The organism is Tardiphaga sp. 215_C5_N2_1 (assembly GCF_052076055.1).
Taxonomy (GTDB): Bacteria; Pseudomonadota; Alphaproteobacteria; order Rhizobiales; family Xanthobacteraceae; genus Tardiphaga; species Tardiphaga robiniae.
This window is the reverse complement of the sequence record NZ_CP197240.1, coordinates 2,818,495-2,835,661: the sequence shown is the minus strand read 5'-3', so window position 1 is coordinate 2,835,661 and position 17,167 is coordinate 2,818,495. Positions and strand designations below refer to the sequence as shown.

The window sequence follows — 17,167 nt, the reverse complement described above, 5'->3', positions numbered from 1 at the left end:
CGCGTCGCCAAACGGGGCAGTCACATGTCACAGGCATCATCTGGAAACCGCAAGCTTTCGCTGCGTCTCACAAACGCGCTCGTTGTTGCAGCCGCTCTGATCGTAGCTCCGCCGTTCATCTCCAGTGCATCGGCGCAGGTGCAGGTAATGAACTATGGACCAGCTGCGTTAAGCGCGTTTCCACCGGACGAGGATGTGATGGCTGCGCCGCGGGTGCGGGAGAACATGGATGCCGCTCTCCCCGAGCGCCTGCGCCGCGCTGAAGTCAACTATATGACCCGCGAAGCGCCGGGCACAGTGATCATCGATACTGGCAATACCCAGCTTTATTATGTGCTCGGCAACAACCGCGCGATCCGCTACGGCGTCGGTGTTGGCCGCGAAGGATTCACCTGGTCCGGAACGCAAACTGTCACGCGCAAGGCGGAATGGCCGGATTGGCATCCGCCGCAGGAAATGATCGCGCGCCAGCCCTATCTGCCGCGCTTCATGGCTGGCGGCCCCGGCAACCCGCTCGGTGCCCGCGCGATGTATCTCGGCTCCAGCGCTTATCGCATCCATGGCACCAATGATCCGTCAACCATCGGCAAGTTCGTGTCGTCGGGTTGTATCCGCCTGACCAATGAAGATGTGCAGGACCTTTTCAGTCGCGTCAGCGTTGGGACTAGGGTTGTGGTGCTGCCGAAGTCGGTTGCCCCACACTATGAGGCGCGCACGGCTCCGGCGCCGCGCAGCGTCACATCGATCTCGGTTCGCCCTGCCGGCGTGCAGCAGGCTCCGGGCCGTCAGGCGATGAACCTTTCCGCGTCGTCGCTCTACTGAGAGTCGATCATTCAGCTTTGATACCGCGTTGGAGGCCCCATGGCCCGATTTCCAGGACAACGGATGGCCCTCGGCGCGGTTGCGGCGATTGTCATGCTCGGTGCCGCTCCAGCGCAGGCACAGGATTTCTTCTCGGCATTGTTCGGCGGGATGGCGCGTGGTCGTGGCCCGGATATCTCGCTGCCTTTCGTCAATGAAGGTCCGCCGGTGCAGGAGCTGCGCCCTCGCGCAGCAAGCGGCGGGCGTCAGGCTTTTTGTGTGCGCACGTGCGATGGGCGTTACTTCCCGATATCAGCGACCGACAGTCAGAGCCGTGCGGCGTCGTGCAATAATTTCTGTCCGGCGAGCGATACCAAGGTTGTTTACGGCAGCAGTATCGACACAGCTGCGACTGAGAGCGGTAAACCCTATTCCGAGCTGCCGAATGCATTCAAATACCGCACCGAACTGGTGGCCGGCTGCACCTGCAATGGCAAAGACCAGATCGGTTTGGCGCCGGTGAAGCTCGAGAACGATCCGACCTTGCGCAAAGGCGACATCGTCGCTGGTGTCGATGGATTGATGGTCACGGGCCGCGGCGCTGACAAACGCGGTGCATCGCTGAACATGTCGCCGGTGTCGCAGTCGGTGCAGGCGAAGTATGAGCGCATGCCGGTGGTGGCGCGGGAATAATCCGCGCCACGTGATCGATTGCGCTTAAGCCGCGCGGATCTTCCCGAGGAAGTCCGTTACCTGAGTACCGAGCTGGCGTGTCTGCGTCGCCAGGGTCTCTGATGCCACCTTCACATCCTGAGCGGCTGCACCGGCTGCGTCGGCGTCGGCACTGACTCCGCTGATATTGTCCGACACGTTGCGGGTGCCATCGGCCGCCTGCTGGGTGCTGCGGGTGATTTCCTGCGTCGCCGCGCCCTGTTCTTCGACTGCAGCCGCAATCGCGGTGGCGACTTCATTCACTTCGCCGATAATGCCGCCGATCGACTTGATGGCTTCGATGGCCTCATTGGCGACCTTCTGGATATCCGCGATCTGTTCGGAAATATCCTCGGTCGCCTTGGCGGTCTGGCTGGCCAGCGACTTCACTTCCGACGCGACGACCGCAAAGCCACGTCCGGCCTCGCCGGCGCGTGCCGCTTCGATGGTGGCATTGAGTGCCAGCAGGTTGGTCTGCGAGGCGATGTCGTTGATCAGCCCGACCACTTCGCCAATCCGGTTCGCAGTCTGGGCGAGGCCCTGAACGGTATTGTCGGTCTGCTGTGCCTGGCTGACGGCGCGGCTGGCGATGCCGGCTGCATGCGATGCCTGGCGGCTGATGTCGTTGATCGAGGCACTCAGCTCCTCCGCCGCAGCGGCAACGTTCTGCACATTCGCTGAGGCTTCGCCGGAGGCGCGCGCAGCATCTTGCACGCGGGCATTGGTCTGGCTGGACACAGTGGCCATGCCGTCAGATGTCGTATTCATTTGGTCAGAGGCGCTGCCAAGGGCGCCCAGCGTGTCGCGCATCTGGATCTCGAACATGCCGATATACTGCTCGACGGCCTGCTGGCGCTGGCTCGCATTGGCATTGCGATGGCGTTCCTGCGCCTCGATCTCGGCTTTTTCCATCGCCTGCTTTTTGAAGGTCTCCAGCGCACCGGCCAGCCCGCCGATTTCATCCTGGCGATCGGCATAGCCGGCATCGACGGTGAGATCGCCGCCCGCCACTTTCAGCATCGCGTCGCGGATGGTGAGCAGCGGCGTGGTGACACGGCGCGTGATAGTGACTATGGCGCCAACGACGAGCATGATGGCGGCCCCCAGTAGCACCAGTTGCAGTATCAATGAGCGTTGCGCAGCAGACCACTGCACAAGGCTGTGGTTCTTGGCCTCGTCCAGCGCGCGTTCGGCTACGACCACGGCTGTGCTCATTTTGTCGACGGTGAGCGGTGTCCAGGCCGTCGCCGGCATTTCGGGCTTCTCGCCGGTTGCGACAGCCTGAATCAGGCGGTCGCGCAGTGCCAAGTATTGAGGATCGAAATAGGATGCTTTCGCTGCGGCAAGGGCCGTGATGAGACCTTGCGGCAGTTCAGTTCCCGACGATGCGATGTCCAGCGCATTCCATCCAGTTTCGATGCCGCCCGTCAGCTTCACATAGCTTCGCTGCAGCTCCGGCGAGATCTTGTTGACCGCGAGCGCGTTCGACACAATGACGGAGGCGTCGCCCGATGTGTTGCGCATCAGCCAGGCCATCTGCTTGACCGACAGCAATTGATCGATCACCGGATCGTTGTGGGTTACGGCGGCGGTGAGGGCTGACGAGACTTTTTCGAGCATGGCCAGAACGGAATCGACATTGTCCTGGAATTCCTTGGCAAGGCCGGCGCGGCGCGAGGCCTTCGGCTTGCTCATCTGGTCCCAGGATTCTGTCTGCAGCGCGATCAAGGCCTGCATCAACCGGTTAAACTCGGGCACCAGCGTTGCCTTGCCGGGGAAGTCGGCGGTGACCAGCAATGCTCCTGCTGCTTTCATTGCCGGCATTTCAGCGCCGCGGATACGGCGCAGATAGGCCTCGGTATCGGGCTGGATCACGACATCGGCGTTCAACGTGCGGAACGTCGTGGACCGGTCGGTGCGCAGATTGTGCATTGCCTTGAACACATGGCCGGATGCCTCGGCGATCGTCGACATGCGCCCCGCGACGTTGAGGCGCCCATATGATTCCCACGCGCTGAGAACGAGGAATGTGACGACACAGACCGCCATGATGGCGATCACGGACTTGAGCAATGCGGAAACGGTCAATCGATGAAGCACAATGAATCCCCCAAAAAATATTTCGGTATTTAAGGCTGCAATTGGTAAATATTCACGCTCATGCTCGTTCTGATAAATTCGTTTCTAATGTCGCCACTTAAGGTAGAAGATTGTCGTGCCCGGCGATGCTTCAACAAAAAAAGCCCCGACAATGCCGGGGCTTTTGATACTTGTCAGGGCTCGATGACGTGACTGATGAGGCCTGCCTAGGCAGCCCGGATCTTGCCGAGGAAGTCCGTCACCTGAGTGCCGAGCTGGCGCGTCTGCGTGGCTAGCGTTTCCGAGGCTACCTTCACATCCTGCGCGGCAGCGCCAGCGGCGTCCGCATCGGCGCTCACACCAGCGATGTTGTCCGACACATTGCGGGTGCCATCGGCGGCCTGCTGCGTACTTCGGGTGATCTCTTGTGTCGCGGCTCCCTGTTCTTCGACGGCTGCGGCGATGGCGGTTGCTACTTCATTGACTTCGCCGATGATGCCGCCGATCGACTTGATTGCCTCGATGGCCTCATTGGCGACCTTCTGGATATCTGCGATCTGCTCGGAAATATCGTCGGTTGCCTTGGCGGTCTGGCTGGCCAGTGACTTCACTTCCGACGCGACGACCGCAAAGCCGCGTCCGGCCTCGCCAGCGCGCGCGGCTTCGATAGTGGCGTTGAGCGCTAGCAGGTTGGTCTGCGAGGCGATATCGTTGATCAACCCGACCACCTCGCCGATCCGGTTGGCGGTCTTGGCGAGGCCTTGGACGGTGCCGTCGGTTTCCTGCGCCTGATTGACGGCGCGACTGGCGATTCCCGCGGCGTGCGCGGCCTGCCGGCTGATATCGTTGATCGACGAGCTCAGCTGTTCGGCGGCCGAGGCGACATTCTGCACGTTCAGGGAGGCTTCGCCCGAAGCTTTTGCTGCGACCTGCACGCGGGCATTGGTCTGGCTGGATACGACCGCCATGCCATCCGATGTGGTGTTCATCTGATCGGACGCGTTGCCGAGCGCGTTGAGCGCATCGCGCATCTGGACCTCGAAGGTCCCGATGTGCTGTTCGATGGCCTGCTGCCGCTGGGTCGCGTCGGCGTTGCGATTGCGCTCCTGCTGTTCGATCTGTGCTTTCTCCTTGGCCTGTTGCTTGAAGGTCTCCAGAGCGCCGGCGAGCGCGCCGATTTCGTCTTTCCGTTCGGAATAGCCGGCATCGACGACGAGATCGCCTGCGGCGACTTTCAGCATCGCATCGCGAATGGTGTGCAGCGGGGTGATGACGCGGCGGGTGACGGCAACCATGCTGCCGAATGCTATGCCGAGCGCGGCTGCGAGCAGCGCCAGTTGCAGGATCAACGCGTGCTGCGCGGCAGTCCACTGCGTCAAGGTGTGGCTTTTTGCTTCATTCAGCGCTCGTTCGGCGACTGTAACCGCACTGGCCATGCGATCAACGGTGATTGGAGTCCATTCGCTCGCGGTGATTTCGGGCTTTTCGCCGCTCACGAGTGCATTCATGACACGGTCACGAAGAGCCATATATTGCGGGTCGAAATAAGCCACCTTCGCAGCAGCCATGGTTGCAGCCAGGTTGGGCGGCAGCTGCATTCCAGACGCGGACAATTCCAGCGCATTCCAGGCAGCGTCGATGCCGCCAACAAACTTGGTGTAGGCGAGCTTATTCTCAGGTGTGGCGCGCCCGACAGCAAGGCCGTTCGCGACGAGGAGGGATCCTTCGCCGGCGGTGTTGCGCAACAGCCAGGCCGCCTGTTTGATCGACAGTAATTGATCGATCATGGGATCGTTGTGGTTCACCGCGGCGGCGAGCTGGGCCGACACCTTTTCCAGTGTTTCAAGCAGAGCTTGCGTGGTCTCCATATACTCCTTGCCGAGGGCTGCACGGCGCGACGCCTTCGGCTTGCTCATCGCGTCCCAGGATTCGGTTTGCAGAGCGGTCAACTTGTCGACCAGCTGGACCAGCGTCGGGTGCAGCGTCTTTTGATCGGCGAATTCGATGGTGGCAATGAGGTCAGCCGCTGCTCGCATCGCCGGCATCTCGGAATCGCGAATGGAGCGGAGATATTTTTCTCCGTCCGGCTGAATGACTGTCTCGTTGTTCAGGTTTCGGTTCGTCGATGCACGGTCGGTGCGCAGATTGTGCATCGCCTTGAAGGCATTCGCGGAGGCGTCCGCAATTACCGAGATGCGGCTGGCTGAACGTAGCCGCCCGTAGGAGTCCCAGGCTGTCGTTGCCAGAACGGCGACCACACAGAGCGCCATGACCACGATGACAGATTGAAGCAATGCGGAAACGGTCAATCGATTGAACATCATGAATCCCCCAAATATTTGATTTAGTAAGGCTTCAAATGGTAAATATTTCCGATTGCACACGTATCGTGAAGTAGGCTTGAATACGGCTACTTTAGGTGGTTCGTGCGTAAGCGTTCTTGCGGCACGGCGATCGGTTCTGCTTCTCCGCGCGGGTTCGGCACTCCGCTGGTGGCGCGGATTTTACGTGACCGTCGGTGACCTGAGGGCCAGCTTGCGTGCCTAGTTTGGCGAGGTTCTTTTGTTCCGATCCGGGAACCCAATGCTCTCGCCCACGTTGGATCACTGTTGAGCAGCTGCGATGGCCGGGGCTGCTATTCGTTTCCATTGAGTCTGGGGGATACGCACATGCTCGTCGGCGTCTTGATCACTTTTCTCGTCGTCATTCTCATTCTGTACTTGATCAATCTGTTGCCGATCGACGGCCGCGCGAAGCAGATTTGCCGCGTCGTCGTGATCATTCTCGGTGTGATCTCGCTGCTGAAATACATCGCGGTTTTCTAGCGAGATGGACTAACGAAAAAGCCCCGGCGGTTTGCCGGGGCTTTTTGCTATTGATAGTGCCGCTTGCGATCAAGCCAGCGCCTTCGCCTCGCGGCGGCGCGCCGTGAGGATGTATTCAGTATAGCCGTTCGGCTGTGTGCGTCCCTCGAAGATCAGGTCGCAGGCGGCCTTGAAGGCGACGCCGTCGAACGAGGGCGCCATGTTCTGATACAGCGCGTCGCCCTTGTTCTGCTCGTCCACCACCACAGCCATGCGCTTCAGCGATTCCATCACCTGATCCCTGGTAATGACGCCCTGATGCAGCCAGTTGGCAAGGTGCTGGGCGGAGATGCGCAGCGTGGCCCGATCTTCCATCAGGCCGACGCCATGAATGTCCGGCACCTTGGAACAGCCGACGCCCTGGTCGATCCAGCGTACGACATAGCCGAGGATACCCTGGCAGTTGTTGTCGATCTCCTGCTTCACATCATCCGGCGCCCAGTTCGACTGCGACACCGGAATGGTGAGGATGTCGGTGAGCTTGCCGCGCGGCCCGCCCTTGGCGAGATCCTTCTGGCGCGTGGCGACATCGATCTGATGATAGTGCAACGCGTGCAGCGTCGCGGCGGTGGGCGAGGGCACCCATGCGGTGGTGGCGCCGGCCTGCGGATGGCCGAGCTTCTGCGTGAGCATGTCCGCCATCTTGTCGGGCGCGGCCCACATGCCCTTGCCGATCTGGGCATGGCCCGGCAGGCCATCGATCAGGCCGACATCCACGTTCCACTCTTCATAAGCCTTGATCCACGGCGTCGCCTTCATGTCGTTCTTGCGGATCATCGGACCCGCTTCCATCGACGTGTGGATCTCGTCGCCGGTGCGGTCGAGGAAGCCTGTGTTGATGAACATGATGCGCTTGGATGCATTCTGGATACAGGCCTTGAGGTTCACCGTGGTGCGGCGTTCCTCATCCATGATGCCGACCTTCATGGTGTTCTCGGGCAGCGACAGCAGTTTCTCAACGTGCGCAAAGATTTCGCAGGTCAGCGCCACTTCATCGGGGCCGTGCATCTTCGGCTTGACGATATAGATCGAGCCGGTGCGGCTGTTGCGGATCGGACCCTTGCTCTTGAGGTCGTGGATTGCGATCAGGCCAGCAACGGCGGCATCAAGCAGGCCTTCCGGAATTTCCTCGCCGGCGCTGTCGAGCACCGCATCCGTAAACATGTGATGGCCGACATTGCGCATCAGCATCAGGCTGCGGCCATGCAGGGTCAGGTTCTTGCCGTCGATCGTCTTATAGACACGGTCTTCATTGAGCGAACGCTTTAGCGTCTTGCCGCCCTTTTCGAAATCGGCCGAGAGCGTGCCGTTCATCAGGCCCAGCGTGTTGCGATAGACCAGCACCTTGTCGTCAGCGTCCACGGTGGCGACGCTGTCTTCCATGTCGAGAATGGTCGAGACGGCCGACTCCATGATCATGTCGGCAACACCAGCGGAGTCGTCCTTGCCAATGGTGTTGGTTCGATCGATCTTCACTTCGATATGCAGGCCGTTATTGACCAGCAGGATCGAGGTCGGGGTGGCGAGCTCGCCGAGATAGCCAGCGAGCTGGGATTCGTTCTTCAGCGCGGTGAGGTTGCCGCTCTTGAGCTTGGCCGAGAGCTGGCCCGCAATGATGCTGTAGGCCGTGACATCGGTGTGGCTGCCGGTAGCGAGCGGCGCGGCCTGATCGAGGAAGGCTTTTGCCTTGGCGATGACTTTGTCGCCGCGTGCCTTATTGTAGCCTTTGCCACCTTCAGACGGATCGTGCGGGATCGCATCGGTGCCGTAGAAGGCATCGTAGAGGCTGCCCCAGCGCGCATTTGCGGCATTCAGCGCGTAGCGCGCATTGGTGAGCGGTACCACGAGCTGCGGGCCGCAGATCTGGCCGATCTCGATATCGACATTGGCAGTCTCGACCTGCTTGGTCGCGGGCTCCGGGAGGAGGTAGCCGATTTCCTTGAGGAACGCCGTATAGGCGTTCATGTCGAAGGCGCCCTTATTGGCCAGATGCCAGGCATCGATCTTGGCCTGCAGCGTATCGCGCACCTTGAGCAGTTCGCGGTTCTTCGGGCCCAGGTCTTTGATGAGAGCGGCGACGCCGGCCCAGAACGCATCCGGCTGGATGCCGGTCCCGGGGGCGGCTTCCTTGGCGATGAAGTCGAACAGGACGGGGGCGATCTGCAGTCCGTGGGCGTCGATGCGTTTCATGGTGTCTTTCTCGCGAGAAGCGGCAATTCTGCTCTAATTTCAGGGAGTATAAGCATAAACGGCGCCAAACCGCGGCGCCCATGGGACCTTTTAACGCCAAACGCTACCCGGTGAGAAGTCCCCTAAAGGGATCAGTGGCCGGGCGGCCGGGCCGGGGCCTGCGCGTGATCCGGCGAGATCCGCTCCAGCGCCACCTTGATCACGATGGTGAGCAGTGCCACGGCCGTCAGCACCGTTGCCGCTGCGAAGGCGCCGGCGACATTGTAGTCCTGATACAGAAGTTCGATCTGCAACGGCAACGTCGTGGTCTGGCCGCGGATGTTGCCGGAGACGACGGAGACGGCGCCAAATTCACCCATCACGCGGGCATTGCACAGGATCGCGCCATAGAGCACGGCCCAGCGCACATTCGGCAGCGTGACCCGCATGAAGGTCGCAAAGCCGGAAGCGCCGAGTGTGACGGCGGCCTCTTCCTCATCGGTGCCCTGCACCTGCATGAGCGGGATCAACTCACGCGCCACGAAGGGCGCGGTCACGAACATGCTGGCGAGCACGATCGCCGGCAGCGCGAACATCACCTTGATGCCCATGGCCTCGATCAGCGGGCCGAACAGGCCCTGCGAGCCATAGACGAAGATATAGGCGACGCCGGCGACGATCGGCGAGATAGAATAGGGCAGTTCGATCAGCGAAATGAGGAGCGTGCGGCCTGGGAAGACGAACTTGGTCACTGTCCACGCCGCGGCGAGGCCGAACACGATGTTGATCGGCACAGCGATCAGCGCGGTGGTGACTGTCAACAGAATGGCATGCTGCGTGCCGGGCTCGGTGAGGCTGTTGAAGAACGTGCCGATGCCTTGCGACAGCGCTGAACTGAAGATCAAAGCCAGCGGTGCGATCAGGAACAGCAATGTGAGGATCGCGACGATGCCAAGTACCACGCGGCGCGTCACCGGGCCGGCACCGACGGGCGTCACCATCCATTCGGTATGGGCCCGTTCACTCGTCGGATGCGACATCACACATCTCCCCGGCCGAGATAACGCAGGTTCCAGGCCTGCACCGCGTTGGTGACAATCAGCATGGCGAAAGCCATCGCCAGCATTACCACGGCAATCGCGGCGGCAGCTTGGTAGTTGTATTCCTCGAGCCGAATATAGGTCAGCAGGGCAACGATCTCGGTCTTCATCGGCTGGTTGCCGGCGATGAAAATCACCGCGCCGAATTCGCCGAGGCTGCGTGCGAAGGACAGCGAGCAGCCGGCGAGGAACGCCGGAAAGATCGCCGGGAAGATTACGCGCCAGAGAATCTGCAGATCATTGGCGCCGAGCGAGCGGCCGGCTTCCTCGACATCGGAGCCGAGATCCTCGATCACCGGCTGCACCGTGCGCACCACAAAGGGAATGCTGGTAAAGGCCATCGCGATGGCGATGCCGAGCGGTGCGTAGGCGACCTGGATGCCAAGTGCATCGAGCGGTGCGCCGAACCAGCCTTTCTTGGAAAACAGCGCCGTCAGCGCGAGGCCGGCCACGGCGGTCGGCAGCGCGAAGGGCACGTCGACCAGCGCGTCGAGAATGCGCTTGCCGGGAAATTGATAGCGCGCCAGCACCCAGGCGAGCAGCAGGCCGTAGATGGCGTTGAATGCGGTGGCCGCCAGCGCCATCGTCACCGTGACGCGGATGGCCGACAGTGTGCGCGGCGACGACAGGATGTCCCACAATTGCGCAAGCCCGACGTCCGAGGCTTTCAGGATCAGCGCGCAGAGCGGCAACAGCACAATCGCTCCGAGATAAAAGAGCGTAATGCCGAGCGAGAGCCCGAAACCTGGAATGACGCTACGTCGCAAGGGAAGGTCCGTGTGTGAAGCCGTTGGGGCTTCTCTTAGACGATTTGCACGGAAAGGGAATGCGGCGAGGTCGTCTAATGCAGGCGCCCGTCCTCTCCCATGTCATGGCCGGGCAAAGCGCGAAGCGCCGCTTCGCTAGATGTTCCCGGCCATCCACGTCTTTAGTTCATTTGCAGCGAAGACGTGGATGCCCGGGTCAAGCCCGGGCATGACGGAGTTTGTGGTTCACTTCCCGCCGAACAGCGTGTCCAGCTTCGCGCCGGGATTGAGGTGTTCGGCATTCAGCTTGTCCCAGCCGCCGAATTCGTCCTCGACGCGGTACAGCTTCACTTCCGGGAATTTGTCCTTGTATTTTGCCATCACGGTCTTGTCGGTGACGCGGTTATAGCCCTTGGCTTCGATGTCCTGGCCTTCCGGCGAATACAGGAATTCAAGATAGGCGGTCGCGAGGGCCTTGGTGCCGTGCTTGTCGGCATATTTGTCGACGACGGTCACCGGGAATTCGGCGAGCACGCTGGTCGGTGGCACCACCACTTCATACTTGTCCTTGCCGCCGGCATCTTTGCCCGCGAGGTCGCGGATCGACGAGGTCTCGGCCTCGAAGGTGATCAGCACATCGCCGGTACCGCGCTCGACGAAGGTCGTGGTGGCGGCTCGGCCGCCGGTGTCAAACACCGGGACATTGGCGAACAGCTTCTTGATGAAGTCATCAGCCTTGTCGGCACCGTACTTGTTCTTCGCGAAGGCATAGGCAGCCAGATAGGTGTAGCGCGCATTACCCGAGGTCTTTGGGTTCGGGAAGATCACCTGTACGCCGGGCTTCACCAGATCGTCCCAATCCTTGATCCCCTTTGGATTTCCGGCGCGCACCAGGAAGGCCGGCAGCGAGTAATAAGGCGAGGAATTATTCGGCAGCCGCTTGGCCCAATCGGCCGGAATGAGCTTGCCGCGATCATACAGTACCTGCACGTCGGTGACCTGGTTGAAGGTCGCCACATCGGCCTCGAGGCCTTCGAGGATCGAGCGCGCCTGGCGCGACGAGCCGTTATGCGACTGGTTGATGGTAACGTCCTGGCCGGTTTTGGCCTTCCACTGCTTGGCGAAAGCAACGTTGATCTCGGCATAGAGCTCGCGCGAGATGTCGTAGGAGACATTGAGCAGCGTGTTCGGCGTCTGCGCCTGGGCGGGTGCAGACGCGAGAATGCCGAGTCCGGCGGCGAGAGCGATAATGAAACGGTTCACGTGTAGTCCCCTGTGAGTGAGAGCGATCGGATGGCCGGGAGCGGCGGCTGCGGCGTTTTGCCCGGCAAACGGTCCGGAATTTGCTGCGCAACGGGGGCGGGCACGGGTGCGATTTCGCGCAACTCCTGCATCGGCCGACCGTTATTGAGAAGAAGCATCTACGACGCTTGGTGTTTGAGGACAAAAATTCTATAGTTAGAACGCCTCGAAGAAGATAAAATCTTCTCTTTGCGCCTCGTTATCGAGAGATATATAGAATATAATTCCAGTCAACCCCCGAATTTCGGGGCAGCGGAGTATGTATGCGGTTTCTGCCTGTCTTCCTCGATTTGCAGACCGGGCCGATTATTCTTGTCGGCCAGGGCGAACTCGTGCGCGCCAAGCTGAGGCTGCTGCTGGCGGCCGGTGCGCGGATTCGCTGGTACGCGACGGACGGCAATCGTGACACGTCCGGGCTCGATGCCGAGGGCGTGGCGCGCATTGAGCATGTCGAGGGCGATCCGGTGACCGCCGATCTTTCGGGGTGCATCGCGGTGCTCTGCGCCGGCGCCGGTGAACTCGGTCACGCGGTGGCTGCCCGCGCCAAAGCGAGCGGCGTGCCCGTCAATGTAATGGATGAGCTTGCGCACTCCACTTTCATCTTTCCAGCCATCGTCGACCGCGGCGATGTGGTCGTCGCCGTCGGAACCGGCGGTGCGTCGCCGGTGGTGGCGCGGCGTGTACGCGAAAAGATTGAGGCGATGCTGCCTGCGCGGATCGGCGATCTCGCGGGCTTCATCGGGCGCTGGCGCAAACCGATCAACGACAAGATCGCCGAGGCTCCGTTGCGTCGCAGGTTCTGGGAGCGCATCGTCGATGGTCCGATCGGCGCGTTGGTGCTGGCGGGGCGCGGTACCGAGGCCGAGAAGGCGCTGACGGAAATCGCCGATCTCTCGATCTATGCGGGTGCAGCGCAGGCCGGCGTTGTCGAAGGTCACGTCACGCTGGTGGGAGCTGGGCCGGGCGATCCGGATCTCCTGACCATCAAGGCGTTGCGCGCGCTGCAGGACGCCGACGTTGTATTTTACGACGAACTGGTGTCCCCCGAAGTCCTCGACCGCATCCGCCGGGATGCATCGCGCATTCCCGTGGGTCGCCGGGTTGGCAAGCCCGGTATCGGTCAGGATGCGATCCACAAATTGCTGATCGAAGCCGCGAAAGCCGGGCAACGCGCCGTGCGCTTGAAGGGCGGCGATCCCTTCATTTTCGGGCGCGGTGGCGAGGAGATCGAAGCGCTGCGCGAAGCGGGTGTTGCTTACTCAGTTATTCCCGGCATCACCGCAGGCCTTGGCGCTGCGGCTATGTTCGAGGCGCCGCTGACCTATCGCCGCGAAGCGCTGCGCATCACCTTCCTGACGGCTCACAAGGAAAAGGACGCCGACAAGGTCGACTGGTCGACGCTCACCGACGAGAAGATGACCGTCGTTGTTTATATGGGTATGACCGCTGCCCCCACGATCCGTGCTGGATTGCTCGCTGCCGGGCGCTCGCCACAAACGCCGGTTGGCGTGTTTGCGCGCGTGACGCGTCCGGACGCGCAAGCGGCGGTGGGTATGCTCGACAATCTCCCGGCGCTGGTCGACCAGATCGATGGCGGTCCGGCGGTTCTCATCATTGGCGATGTCGTGGCGCATTCCGCGCCGTGGCGGGCCGCTCAGATCAACAAGCTCGTTTCAGATTTATTGGTGGCTGCCGAATGACCTCTCCGCTGCAACAGAAAATCAAGATCACCGGCCCGTCGGTGGTGACTGCCAACCGTACCTGGGACGGCGTGGTGATTTATCGCGATGCCCATAAAGGCTGGACCACCGACCTCGCAGAGGCTGCCATCGTGCGCACTGCCGATGATGCGCGTGCGCTGCTTGCTGAATCCACAGCCGATGACGTTGGCGCCATCGGTCCCTATATCGCGCCGGTCGCCGTGAACGACAACGGCACCGTCGAGCCCGGCAATCTCCGTGAACAGATTCGCCGCAAGGGCGTCACCATCGACCTTCCGGCTTCGGCTTAAGGCACCTGAATTATGTATGCTTATGATGAAATAGATCGCACGCTGATCAACGAGCGTGTCTCGGAATTCCGCGATCAGGTGAAGCGCCGTCTCGCAGGTGAGCTCACCGAAGACGAGTTCAAGATGCTGCGGTTGATGAACGGCGTCTATCTTCAGCTTCACGCCTATATGTTCCGCGTCGCCATTCCCTACGGCACGCTGTCATCACCGCAACTGCGCAAGATGGCGCATGTGGCGCGACGCTATGACCGCGGCTATGGCCACTTCACCACACGGCAGAACATCCAGTTCAATTGGATCAAGCTCGCCGATCTGCCGGATGCGCTGGAAGATCTTGCTTCGGTCGGCATCCACGCGATGCAGACCTCGGGCAATTGCACACGCAATGTCACCACCGATCAATGGGCAGGTGTCGCGCCGGGCGAGGTCGAGGATCCACGCATCTGGGCGGAATTGCTGCGGCAGTATTCGACCATGCATCCGGAATTCTCGTTCCTGCCACGCAAGTTCAAGATTGCGATCACTGCGTCGGCCCATGATCGCGCGGCGATCAAGGTGCATGACATCGGTCTGCGAATTCACAAGAACGAGGCCGGCGAAACTGGCTTCGAAGTGCTGGTCGGCGGTGGCCTCGGTCGCACGCCATTCATCGGCAAGGTGATCAAGCCGTTCGTGCACGGCCGCGACATTCTGAGCTACGTCGAGTCCATCCTGCGCGTCTACAACCAGTATGGCCGCCGCGACAATATCTACAAGGCGCGCATCAAGATTCTGGTTCATGAGCTGGGCATCGAGAAATTCGCCGCCGAAGTCGAGGATGAGTGGCTGGCGACGCGCGAGAGTGCGCTGACGCTGGACAACGAGGTTGTCGAGGATATCCGCTCGCGCTTCAGCTATCCGCACTATCAGAAGCTCTCCGACACGCCGGACGAGCTGGCGGCCGCGTCGGCCGATCCGCATTTTGCGCGCTGGCTCAAGAACTCGGTCGCGCCGCATCAGCAGACCGGCTACGCCATCGTGACATTGTCGTTGAAGCCGGTGGGCGGCCCGCCCGGCGATGCCACGGCTGAACAAATGGATGCGGTCGCCGATCTTGCCGACAAATATTCGTTCGGCGAAATCCGCGTGGGCCACGAGCAGAACCTCGCGCTGCCGAATGTCGCCAAACGCGACCTGTCGGCGCTGTGGCGGCAGCTCGACAAGCTCGGTCTCGCGACGCCGAACGTCAATCTGGTCACCGACATCATCGCATGCCCCGGCCTCGACTACTGCTCGCTGGCCAATACGCGTTCGATCCCGATCGCGCAGGAACTGACGCGGCGTTTCGCCAATCACGATCTCGCGGAGCTGATCGGTCGGCTGCATATCAACATCTCCGGCTGTATCAATGCCTGCGGCCATCACCATGTCGGCCATATCGGTATTCTCGGCGTCGAGAAGAACGGCGAGGAATTCTTCCAGATCACAATCGGTGGCCGTGCCGACGAGCATGCCGTGGTCGGCACCCTGATCGGACCGGCGGTGCCTTTTGCCGAGGTAGCCGACGTCATCGAGGATATCGTCGAAGCCTATTTGGCACTGCGTGCCCGGCCGGACGAATTGTTTGTCCAGACTGTCGAACGTCTCGGCGTCGAGCCGTTCAAGGAGCGCGTTTATGCCACTCGTTAAGCAAGGCAAGATCGTTGCCGACGGCTATATTCACGTGGCCGACGATGCGGAGATTCCGGTCGACGGAGCGGCGTTGATTCCGGCTGCGCGTTTTCTCGCCGATCCGGAGGCGCTGCTGAAGCGCAGCGGCCCGACCGGTGTGATCTGGCCGAATAACCGCGATCCGGAAGAGCTGGTGCCTTATCTCGACAGGCTCGCGGTGGTCGCGCTGGTCTTCCCGTCGTTCCGCGACGGCCGAGCCTACAGCCAGGCGCGCCTGCTGCGTGAACGCTACAAATACAAGGGCGAATTAAGGGCAACCGGCCAGGTGTTACGCGATCAGTTCGTCATCATGCTGCGCGCCGGTTTTGATTCATTCGAAGTGAAGAAGGATGCCGATGCGGAAGCGTTCGCGGCTACGGTGAAACGCTACACGGTGTTCTATCAGCCGACCGGCGATGGTCGCATCACGGCGCTGCATCAGCGCATGCAGTTGCGTCATGCGGAGAACGCGCGCTAATTCGCCGCATGTCGACGGCTTTCGCAGCGTTGGTTGATGACAAATGACCAACGCGCGATACGGTCTCCATACGAAGGCATATTCATAGCACATTGCTGCCGTCATGCCGCCAACATTGGAATCTGGTTTCGTTGACTTAGCGGTGCTTCTTCAAGATTTTGCCCCCACCTCATGACGATCGTGTTGTGAGGTTGGATGGAGATCAAAATGGTCCGTCGTATTCTTCCCGTCATTGCGGGTCTCTTAATTGCAACATCGGCGCACGCGGCAGACATTTCGCTGCTCAACGTGTCGTATGACCCGACGCGCGAGCTGTATGTCGATTTCAACAAATCATTCGCTGCTGCGTATCAGAAGGAAACCGGCAAGAGCGTCGAGATCAAGCAGTCGCATGGCGGCTCGGGGGCGCAGGCGCGCTCTGTGATCGATGGTCTGCAAGCCGATGTGGTCACCCTCGCGCTCGCCTACGACATCGACGCAATCGCCAATAAGGGCCTGCTGGCGAAGGACTGGCAGAAGCGCCTGGCGCAGAATTCATCACCCTATACGTCGACCATCGTGTTCCTGGTGCGCAAGGGTAACCCCAAGGCCATCAAGGACTGGGACGATCTGATCAAGAGCGGCGTCAGCGTCATCACGCCAAATCCGAAGACTTCTGGCGGCGCGCGCTGGAACTATCTCGGCGCCTGGGGCTATGCTCTGAAGAAATATGGATCGCAGGACAAGGCAAAGGAATTCGTCGGTAACATCTTCAAGAACGTTCCGGTTCTCGATACCGGCGCGCGTGGCTCGACCATCACTTTCGTCCAGCGCGGTGTCGGCGATGTCTTGCTGGCCTGGGAAAATGAGGCGTATCTGGCAATCCAGGAATTCGGCAAGGACAAGTTCGAGATCGTCGCGCCGTCGCTTTCAATTCTCGCCGAGCCGCCGGTCGCCGTCGTTGATACCGTCACTGATAAAAAGGGTACTAAAGCCGCTGCCGAGGCCTATCTGAAATACTGGTACACCAAGGAAGGTCAGGAGATCGCCGCGCGCAATTTCTATCGTCCGCGTGATGCCGATACTGCCAAGAAGTACGAGGCTTCCTTCGCCAAGGTTGATCTGTTTACGATCGACGACGTGTTCGGAGGTTGGACCAAGGCGCAGAGCGAGCACTTTACCGACGGCGGCGTGTTCGACAAGATCTACAAGAACTGATCGTTCGCAGCGAAACATCC

14 protein-coding genes are annotated in these 17,167 nt (G+C 60.8%); 8 read left to right on the top strand and 6 right to left on the bottom strand.

The genetic code is table 11. From position 1 onward, the window contains the following. The first annotated feature begins 24 nt into the window (after positions 1 to 24). Complete coding sequence (locus AB7828_RS13525) at positions 25 to 822, top strand: L,D-transpeptidase family protein (protein ID WP_441230404.1); 798 nt, start codon at positions 25 to 27, stop codon at positions 820 to 822. A 39-nt stretch (positions 823 to 861) separates the two neighbouring features. Continuing rightward, positions 862 to 1,494, top strand: coding sequence for a DUF2865 domain-containing protein (locus tag AB7828_RS13520; RefSeq protein ID WP_441230403.1), 633 nt, complete (start codon positions 862 to 864; stop codon positions 1,492 to 1,494). A gap of 24 nt (positions 1,495 to 1,518) precedes the next feature. On the opposite strand, the gene AB7828_RS13515 is transcribed toward AB7828_RS13520, so the two are convergent. Next, positions 1,519 to 3,612 (bottom strand): methyl-accepting chemotaxis protein, encoded by a 2,094-nt coding sequence (locus AB7828_RS13515; protein ID WP_441230402.1) that lies wholly within the window; start codon positions 3,610 to 3,612, stop codon positions 1,519 to 1,521. A 206-nt stretch (positions 3,613 to 3,818) separates the two neighbouring features. After that, a complete protein-coding gene (locus tag AB7828_RS13510) occupies positions 3,819 to 5,912 on the bottom strand; it encodes a methyl-accepting chemotaxis protein (protein WP_184511507.1) in 2,094 nt (697 codons plus the stop codon). A 348-nt stretch (positions 5,913 to 6,260) separates the two neighbouring features. Between AB7828_RS13510 and AB7828_RS13505 the strand changes: the two genes are divergently transcribed. After that, positions 6,261 to 6,416 carry a Thivi_2564 family membrane protein gene (locus AB7828_RS13505; protein WP_086937086.1) on the top strand — a complete coding sequence of 52 codons (156 nt, stop codon included), beginning with the start codon at positions 6,261 to 6,263 and terminating at the stop codon, positions 6,414 to 6,416. Positions 6,417 to 6,485: 69 nt separating this feature from the next. Here the strand turns inward: AB7828_RS13505 and AB7828_RS13500 are convergent, their stop codons facing one another. The 4 genes from AB7828_RS13500 to cysP all read right to left on the bottom strand — a co-directional run bounded on the left by AB7828_RS13500 (position 6,486) and on the right by cysP (position 11,733). Further along, positions 6,486 to 8,645, bottom strand: coding sequence for a malate synthase G (locus AB7828_RS13500; protein WP_231079710.1), 2,160 nt, complete (start codon positions 8,643 to 8,645; stop codon positions 6,486 to 6,488). Positions 8,646 to 8,776: 131 nt separating this feature from the next. Continuing rightward, positions 8,777 to 9,664 (bottom strand): sulfate ABC transporter permease subunit CysW, encoded by an 888-nt coding sequence (gene cysW / locus AB7828_RS13495; protein ID WP_093756819.1) that lies wholly within the window; start codon positions 9,662 to 9,664, stop codon positions 8,777 to 8,779. Next, the gene (cysT, locus tag AB7828_RS13490; RefSeq protein WP_089265424.1) at positions 9,664 to 10,491 is read right to left on the bottom strand and encodes a sulfate ABC transporter permease subunit CysT; all 828 of its coding nucleotides are present in this window, start codon (positions 10,489 to 10,491) and stop codon (positions 9,664 to 9,666) included. Before cysT ends, cysW begins: the two co-directional genes overlap by 1 nt. A 225-nt stretch (positions 10,492 to 10,716) precedes the next feature. Further along, complete coding sequence (gene cysP, locus AB7828_RS13485; RefSeq protein ID WP_441230401.1) at positions 10,717 to 11,733, bottom strand: thiosulfate ABC transporter substrate-binding protein CysP; 1,017 nt, start codon at positions 11,731 to 11,733, stop codon at positions 10,717 to 10,719. 302 nt (positions 11,734 to 12,035) lie between these two features. Here cysP and cysG point away from each other — a divergent pair, with 302 nt between their 5' ends. The 5 genes from cysG to AB7828_RS13460 all read left to right on the top strand — a co-directional run bounded on the left by cysG (position 12,036) and on the right by AB7828_RS13460 (position 17,147). Beyond that, positions 12,036 to 13,472, top strand: coding sequence for a siroheme synthase CysG (gene cysG, locus AB7828_RS13480; RefSeq protein ID WP_441230400.1), 1,437 nt, complete (start codon positions 12,036 to 12,038; stop codon positions 13,470 to 13,472). Then, complete coding sequence (locus tag AB7828_RS13475; protein WP_089265421.1) at positions 13,469 to 13,783, top strand: DUF2849 domain-containing protein; 315 nt, start codon at positions 13,469 to 13,471, stop codon at positions 13,781 to 13,783. The genes cysG and AB7828_RS13475 overlap by 4 nt, the downstream gene beginning before the upstream one ends. A gap of 12 nt (positions 13,784 to 13,795) precedes the next feature. After that, positions 13,796 to 15,451, top strand: coding sequence for a nitrite/sulfite reductase (locus AB7828_RS13470; protein ID WP_441230399.1), 1,656 nt, complete (start codon positions 13,796 to 13,798; stop codon positions 15,449 to 15,451). Beyond that, positions 15,438 to 15,950: a DUF934 domain-containing protein gene (locus tag AB7828_RS13465; RefSeq protein WP_441230398.1), complete on the top strand. Its 513-nt coding sequence runs from the start codon at positions 15,438 to 15,440 to the stop codon at positions 15,948 to 15,950. The genes AB7828_RS13470 and AB7828_RS13465 overlap by 14 nt, the downstream gene beginning before the upstream one ends. 207 nt (positions 15,951 to 16,157) lie before the next feature. Then, positions 16,158 to 17,147, top strand: coding sequence for a sulfate ABC transporter substrate-binding protein (locus AB7828_RS13460; RefSeq protein ID WP_093757326.1), 990 nt, complete (start codon positions 16,158 to 16,160; stop codon positions 17,145 to 17,147). The last annotated feature ends 20 nt before the right edge of the window (positions 17,148 to 17,167 follow it).